This is a genomic window from uncultured Ellagibacter sp. (genome assembly GCF_934643285.1).
GTDB lineage: Bacteria > Actinomycetota > Coriobacteriia > Coriobacteriales > Eggerthellaceae > Ellagibacter.
Window position 1 is genome coordinate 1 of the sequence record NZ_CAKUBT010000044.1, and the last position, 3,583, is coordinate 3,583.

Here is a 3,583-nt window from a genome sequence, read left to right on the forward strand (position 1 = left end):
AGGAGAACACCATGCTTGAACTGTCCCGCGCGGAAATCCTCGATCGTTTCCGTAAGTCCCTCGCCGAGGGCAACATCCTGCTCGGCGTCGGCGCCGGCACGGGCATCACGGCGAAGTCGGCTGAGGCCGGCGGCGCCGACATCTTCGTCATCTACAACTCCGGCCGTTTCCGCATGGCTGGTCGCGGCTCGCTCGCGGGCCTGCTTTCCTACGGCGACGCGAACCAGATCGTCGTCGAGATGGGCGCCGAGGTGCTGCCCGTCGTGAAGGACACCCCGGTTCTCGCCGGCGTCTGCGGCACCGACCCGTTCCGCGTCATGAAGAAGTACCTGGCCGAGCTGAAGGACCAGGGCTTCAACGGCGTGCAGAACTTCCCGACTGTGGGCCTCATCGACGGCGTGTTCCGCAAGAACCTCGAGGAGACTGGGATGGGCTACGGCCTTGAGGTCGACATGATCGCCGAGGCGCACAAGCTCGACATGCTCACTTGCCCGTACGTCTTCGACGAGGAGCAGGCAGCCGCGATGACCAAGGCCGGCGCCGACATCATCGTCGCGCACATGGGCCTCACCACCGGCGGCACCATCGGCGCCGAGACCGCGCGCACGCTCGACGACTGCGTGGAGATCATCACCGGCATCGTGAAGGTCGTGAAGGACATCAACCCCGACGCGCTCGTCATCTGCCACGGCGGCCCGATTTCCGAGCCGAAGGACGCTGCGTACGTCATCGAGCACGTGCCCGGCATCGACGGCTTCTTCGGAGCCACCTCGATCGAGCGCCTGGCCGCCGAGCGCGGCATCAAGGCCCAGACCGAGGCCTTCAAGGCTATCAAGAAGTAACGTCTCTCGGCTTCGCATTCCACTGAGGCTCCAACGGAGGGCGCTCGCAGCGATTCGCGTCGCGGCGAGCGCCCTTTTCTCGTGGTGGGCGCGCTTCCTCTTGCGCGCCGCGGCTCCGCTCGCGCTATACTAGCGCGCATGGCTAACACACTTGGAAAACTCATCATCTGCCCGACGCCCATCGGCAACTTAGGCGACATGACCGAGCGCACGATTTCGGCGCTTGGGGAAGCGGACGTCGTGTGCGCGGAGGACACGCGCGTCACGGGGAAGCTGCTCGCCGCCTTCGGTATCGAGAAGCGGCTCGAACGCTTGGACGAGGCGCTCATCGGCGACCGCGCGGCGCAGGTCGCCGAGCGCGTGCTTGCCGGCGAGGTGATCGCGTACTGCAGCGACGCCGGCATGCCGGGCGTGTCCGACCCGGGGCTTCGGCTCGTTCGCGCAGCTCGCGAGGCTGGCGCGCCCGTCGAAGTGCTTCCTGGCGCATCCGCCTGCGCCACGGCCTACGTAGCAAGCGGCTGCACGTGTCCTCGCTTCTACTTCGGCGGCTTCTTCCCGCGCAAAGACGCCGAGCGCAAGGCGACGCTCGATGCACTGCGCTCTCTCGACGCGGCGCTCATCTTCTACGAGAGCCCCAATCGCGTGGCGTCGGCGCTCGAGTCGATGGCCCAGGTGTTTCCCCTGCGCGAGGCGGCGGTGTGCCGCGAGCTTACCAAGTTGCACGAGGAAGTGGTGCGCGATACCCTGCCGAGCCTGCGCGACGAGTTCGCCCGACGCGCGGAAGAGGGCTCCATCAAAGGCGAAATCGCCATCGTGATCGACGAGCCGAGCGCCGCTGAGGAGGATGCGGCTCAGCTCGATGCCGCCGAGGCCGCCCGCGCCCGCGCTGCCGAGCTCAAGGCCGAAGGTGCGCGCAACAAGGAAATCGCCAAGGCGATCGCCGCCGAGTTCGGGCTTCCCCGGAACGCCGCCTACGAGATAGCGCTCGACGCCTAAAGGTTGCGCCGTGCCGTATTCCAACCAATCGGGCCCCGTGCGCACGCGCCGCATCGCACCTGGATCTGAGGGCGCTCGCTCCGCCGCAGATGAGCGCACGCTTCTCGTCGATGGCGTCGAAGTGCGCCTTTCCCGCAAGCGCGTGAAAAACCTCAACCTGCGCATTTCCCGCGATGGGTCGCATGTGGACGTGTCGGCGCCGTCATGGGTGAGCGAAGACGAGGTGCGCGGCTTCGTTCGGCGCAAGGCGGCATGGATCGAGTCTCATCTTGCCCAGGCGGCGGATACCCCCATGGCCCGCGCGTCGCAGGCAACGCCCGAGGAGGTCGCCCGGTGGCGCGAGGTCGTTTCCGCCTGCGTGCCGGCGCTCATCGCGGCGTGGGAGCCCATCATGGGAGTGCGCGCGGGGAAGGTCGCCTACCGCAACATGACGAGCCGATGGGGGAGCTGCCAACCTTCGACGGGCCGCATCTGCATCAACGTGCGCCTCGCGCTCTATCCGCCCGAATGCCTGGAGTACGTGGTGGTCCACGAGCTGTGCCATCTGCTCGAACGGGGTCACGGCCCCAGGTTCCACCAACTCATGGACACCTTCATGCCCGATTGGAAGCAACGCCGCGCGAAGCTGCGCTAAGGGGTGTCCCTTCCGGCGAGCGTCCAGGCGTGCCCGCCTGCGCCCGCGTACGCGCGATCCCTTGTGCTCCCGCAGAGATGTCCGCGACCTCCCAGCCTGTGTTGAGATGAAACGTGACAAAAAGGCGCGAAACACAACGAAAATCGTGCAACGATGGAAAAAAACGATTATTCCTTCTTGCGTTCAATAGCGAAGCGTTCTATTATTCCTACTCAGTTACTAGAAGTTACGTAAAGGCCGCAAGTCCTCGCCGCGAGCTCGCTCGCACGGACTGGCGGCCTTTTTCGCACTGAGGGGAGAAACCATCATGGAAAACACCGGCCACGTTCGCTCCGTCAACGTCTCCGAGCGCAAGGGCACGCGTAAAAAGCCAGTTGAGAGTGGGCAAATCCATATCGACCCGCACCATGGTGTGACGGGCGACGCCCATGCCGGTGACTGGCATCGCCAGGTGTCGCTGCTCGCCTGGGAATCCATCGAGAAGGCGCGCGCGATGGGCCTCGATGTGAAGGAGGGCGACTTCGCCGAGAACATCACCACCGAGGGGATGGACCTGCTCGCGCTGCCGCTCGGTACCCAGGTGAAGATCGGCGATGAGGTTGTGCTCGAGCTTTCCCAGATTGGCAAGGTGTGCCACAAGAAGTGCGCTATCTATTACCTGGCGGGCGACTGCATCTTCCCGCGCGAGGGCATCTTCTTCGAGGTCGTTACCGGCGGCACGGTATCGGTGGGCGATGCCATCGTCGTCACCAAGATGGGCGACGGCCACTGCAAGTACACCCCGCAGGAAGCGCTCGACGAGATCGCCAAGGTGCGCGCCGAGGAGGCGGCCGAGAAGGCCGCGAAGGCGAAAGAAGCCGCTGCTGCCAACGCGTAGCGGGAGCACACCCCTTAGTTGGTGGTCAAAAGAACGAGTTGTGCGCTATCGTTTTTCAGAATAATCGAACTCGCTTGAATTCGACCTGGGGTTTTATCACCAAAGGGTGCCCCGAGCTATCATGGAGAGGCGAATCGGGCGAAAAAACGTCGCACAACGGCACTGCGGCAAAAAGTTGGACCGGTCGAACCGGTCGGAGCGGAGGCTGCATTGTATACAGACGAGGATAAGGTG

4 protein-coding genes are annotated in these 3,583 nt (G+C 64.6%); all 4 read left to right on the top strand.

Annotated features, from left to right (window positions below):
• On the top strand, positions 1-842 hold an 842-nt coding region (locus tag Q0I65_RS09515), incomplete at its 5' end, for a phosphoenolpyruvate hydrolase family protein (RefSeq protein ID WP_296062893.1).
• A 138-nt stretch (positions 843-980) separates the two neighbouring features.
• Positions 981-1,838 carry a 16S rRNA (cytidine(1402)-2'-O)-methyltransferase gene (gene rsmI, locus Q0I65_RS09520; protein ID WP_296062895.1) on the top strand — a complete coding sequence of 286 codons (858 nt, stop codon included), beginning with the start codon at positions 981-983 and terminating at the stop codon, positions 1,836-1,838.
• Positions 1,839-1,848: 10 nt separating this feature from the next.
• Positions 1,849-2,472, top strand: a complete 624-nt coding sequence (locus Q0I65_RS09525) for a SprT family zinc-dependent metalloprotease (protein ID WP_296062897.1) — start codon at positions 1,849-1,851, stop codon at positions 2,470-2,472.
• A 307-nt stretch (positions 2,473-2,779) separates the two neighbouring features.
• Positions 2,780-3,349: an MOSC domain-containing protein gene (locus Q0I65_RS09530; protein ID WP_296062898.1), complete on the top strand. Its 570-nt coding sequence runs from the start codon at positions 2,780-2,782 to the stop codon at positions 3,347-3,349.
• Positions 3,350-3,583 lie beyond the last annotated feature (234 nt).